This is a genomic window from Bergeriella denitrificans NBRC 102155 (genome assembly GCF_001592185.1).
GTDB classification, from domain to species: Bacteria; Pseudomonadota; Gammaproteobacteria; order Burkholderiales; family Neisseriaceae; genus Neisseria; species Neisseria denitrificans.
This window is the reverse complement of the sequence record NZ_BCWL01000234.1, coordinates 1-2961: the sequence shown is the minus strand read 5'-3', so window position 1 is coordinate 2961 and position 2961 is coordinate 1. Positions and strand designations below refer to the sequence as shown.

At 47.9% G+C, this 2961-nt stretch carries 4 protein-coding genes; all 4 read left to right on the top strand.

Translation table 11 applies throughout. The features are described 5' to 3' along the window. The first annotated feature begins 342 nt into the window (after positions 1-342). Genes BDE01S_RS11735 through BDE01S_RS09605 form a run of 4 tightly spaced genes read left to right on the top strand, consistent with a single transcriptional unit; the run spans position 343 to position 2836 of the window. Positions 343-465, top strand: a complete 123-nt coding sequence (locus BDE01S_RS11735) for a hypothetical protein (protein ID WP_255265804.1) — start codon at positions 343-345, stop codon at positions 463-465. Next, a complete protein-coding gene (locus BDE01S_RS09615) occupies positions 465-1400 on the top strand; it encodes an alpha/beta hydrolase (protein WP_066080863.1) in 936 nt (311 codons plus the stop codon). Before BDE01S_RS11735 ends, BDE01S_RS09615 begins: the two co-directional genes overlap by 1 nt. 45 nt (positions 1401-1445) lie before the next feature. Further along, positions 1446-1856 carry a hypothetical protein gene (locus tag BDE01S_RS09610; RefSeq protein ID WP_066080860.1) on the top strand — a complete coding sequence of 137 codons (411 nt, stop codon included), beginning with the start codon at positions 1446-1448 and terminating at the stop codon, positions 1854-1856. A 59-nt stretch (positions 1857-1915) separates the two neighbouring features. Then, a complete protein-coding gene (locus tag BDE01S_RS09605; protein WP_066080856.1) occupies positions 1916-2836 on the top strand; it encodes a poly(ethylene terephthalate) hydrolase family protein in 921 nt (306 codons plus the stop codon). The last annotated feature ends 125 nt before the right edge of the window (positions 2837-2961 follow it).

The following is a 2961-nucleotide window of genomic DNA, read 5'->3' as shown; positions in this document are numbered from 1 at the left end:
TATATCAGGCTTAGGGCATGTATCAGGCGTAGGGCGGGGTTGCCACCCCGCCGCTCATTCGCAGAATAAGATGATGTGCTTGGATTTAGCCAATTCTTTGCCTTTCGACAAAGCGGCGGGGTGGCAACCCCGCCCTACGCTGCTAAAGTGAACTATAAATCAACCACTTCTACCCTAACCCCCCGTTAAAGATGGGGAAAGGGGATAGATTGCTGAAATATAAAGCATGGCTCAAATCGTTTATCCGAACGCACGTTAGTTAAATTCCCAAAAAACCTAACTACTCAGCCGAGCTTCAGGCCGACAAATACCGCATTTTTATTTTTAAGACATTCAAGCCCCATGAAAACCACCCCAAACCGCCACAAAATCGGCCTAACAGCCATTATCATCATCGCCTTTATTATCGGCTTTAATATCAAAGATTTCGCCTTAGATTTATTGCTTGGCGGGAGCATGTTTTGATGAAATTTTTAAAAACCTTTGCCCTGTATGCGTCCGCATTTGCGGTGAGTTTTGCCGTGGGTTTTTCTCTTAATTTGGTGATGAGCCGTGATACTTCTATGACGGTGAGCAACTGGAGCGATGAGATTGGCACCATCAGCCGTGATTTTGCCTATGGCGATAAGGCGGCGCAGAAGTTTGATTTGTATCTGCCGGCGGACAAATCACGCGCGCATTACGGACTGGTCGTGTACCTGCATGCAGGCGGATTTACCGCAGGCGATAAGACGGACGATACTGAGATTTTAAAATGGTTTGCCGCCCAAGGCTATGTGGGCGCAGGCATTGGCTACACGCTGTTATCCGAGCAAAATCCCACCGCCTCGGTCAAATCCATGTCGGACGAAATCAAGACGGCAATGCCGATTGTCGTTGCCAAAGCAAAAGAACTCGGCTATCCGATTGACAAAATGGCGGTCGGCGGCGGCTCGGCAGGGCATGGTTTGGCGGCGATTTATGCCTTTAGAGACGGTAACAACGCCCCTGTGCCGATTGCCTTTACCTTTGGTATGGTCGGGCCGACAAGTTTTGAGATGGACGGCGCACCCACCGAGCCGAACGCTGAAGCGGCGGCGATGTTGTCGGCATTGTCAGGCGAGGCGATTAGTGTAGAAATGCTTAAAAGTGGCGACTACCAAGATAAAATCAAACCGATTGAGGCCTACCGCTGGGTGGGCGAAAACAGCGTGCCTACGCTGGCAGCTTTTGGGGCGCAAGATAAAGTTATGCCGTTTAGCACCAAGCCTTTTCAGACGGCATTGGCGGCGCATAATGTGCCGCACGATGTGATTATCTTTGAAAAATCAGGGCATGGTATGCACCGTGATAAGGATAAGCAAAAACTGTATGTGGCAAAGTTGAATGAATATTTGGCGAAATATTTGCCTGTGAAATAGTTTGTTAAAAGGCGGATAATCGCTTAAATTTTTTAGGAAAACTTCATGAAAAACCGAGCCATCACATACGGCTTTATTTTAGCTGCTTTATACAATATCGTGGGCATTTTGGTATTTAGCCAATTTTTCACCAACGGGCTGCTTGCCAAACACGATCCGATGGTGTTTTCTTGGCTGGGGCAAGTGTCAATTCTGCTGTGGGGCTTGGCGTATGGCTCGGTGGCGGCAAATTATCACAAAGTGCCTTATTTGGTAGCGGTTTTTGCACTTGAAAAGGCGGTGTATGTTTATGTGTGGGCGGATTGGCTGCTCAATAACAATCAACTTGCCCAGCTGGCGGACAGTCCGATGACGGCGTTATTTTTCCAAATTTACGGCTTGGGCGATTTGATTTTTTGCCTATTTTTTGCGTGGGTATTTGCCAAATTGACTTTAAAAAAATCTGCCAATGATTGATGGTTGGTTTTAAAAACCATGCCGTCTGAAAAATCTTTTTAACAAAACAGGAAATTTTTATGAAAAAATCTTTAATCATTCTGGCAATCAGTACCGCCATCGGTGTAACAGCTTGCGCTGGTATCGGCAAAGCCATCGAGCAGGCGCTTGCCATCACCGAGCAAAAAATCGCCCAAGTGCAAACTACTGCACCCCTTGAGAAAAAATACAGCCAAATGGGGCAATATGCCGTGGCGGTGCAAAAATTTGACGCACAGGATAAAGAGTTAAAAACTTATACCGTCTATTATCCTGCAGGCGGCGGTAATTATCCGCTGGTGGTGATGGTAAACGGCACAGGCATGGCAACTTCTAAATACGAAGCGGTGCTCAAACTCTTGGCAAGCTGGGGCTTTGTGGTGATTGGCTCAGAAGAAGAAAATTCATGGAGCGGACAAGGGGCGGGCAAATCGCTGAATTTTGCTTTGACACAAAACCGCACGCAAGGCAGCGTACTGTTTGACAAAATCAACGCAGAAAAAATCGGCGTGGCAGGGCATTCGCAAGGCGGCGTGGGAGCGATTAACCTTGCCGCCCAAACGCCTGCCGTCAAATCCGTCTATACCGCCAGCACCACCAAGCACGGCTTGGCGGAATTGTTAAAATGGCCTTATGATGTCTCCAAAGTCCGTGTGCCGTATTTTATGAACGCAGGTGCGCACGAATCTGACGCAGGCGACGGCAAGGATCCGAGCAAAGGCATTGCACCGATTATGTCGCTGAACGAAAATTTCGCCAAAACTTCAGGCGCGGCGGTTGTCGCCCAACGAGTGGCGGCAGACCATGGCTCTATGCTGTGGCAGCCAAGCGGCTATATGACGGCGTGGTTTTTGTACACTTTAAACGGTGATAATCAGGCTCGCCAAGTGTTCGCAGGGAAAAATGCCGAGATTTTGAATAATGACAATTGGCAGAATGTCCGCAGCAAAGGCTTGAAATAGTGGTTTATACCGTCTGAAAAACGATTTTCAGACGGCTTTTTCCGATTTTGGGGTATATGGTGAAACTCCTAAAAAGCTGAAATATAGTCGTAGAACTTAAATCCTGCTACGGCGTTGGCTCGCCC

Coding starts and splice junctions, on each gene's coding strand:
- BDE01S_RS09615 (WP_066080863.1), top strand. CDS start 465: ATGAAATTTTTAAAAACCTTTGCCCTGTATGCGTCCGCATTTGCGGTG.
- BDE01S_RS11735 (WP_255265804.1), top strand. CDS start 343: ATGAAAACCACCCCAAACCGCCACAAAATCGGCCTAACAGCCATTATC.
- BDE01S_RS09605 (WP_066080856.1), top strand. CDS start 1,916: ATGAAAAAATCTTTAATCATTCTGGCAATCAGTACCGCCATCGGTGTA.
- BDE01S_RS09610 (WP_066080860.1), top strand. CDS start 1,446: ATGAAAAACCGAGCCATCACATACGGCTTTATTTTAGCTGCTTTATAC.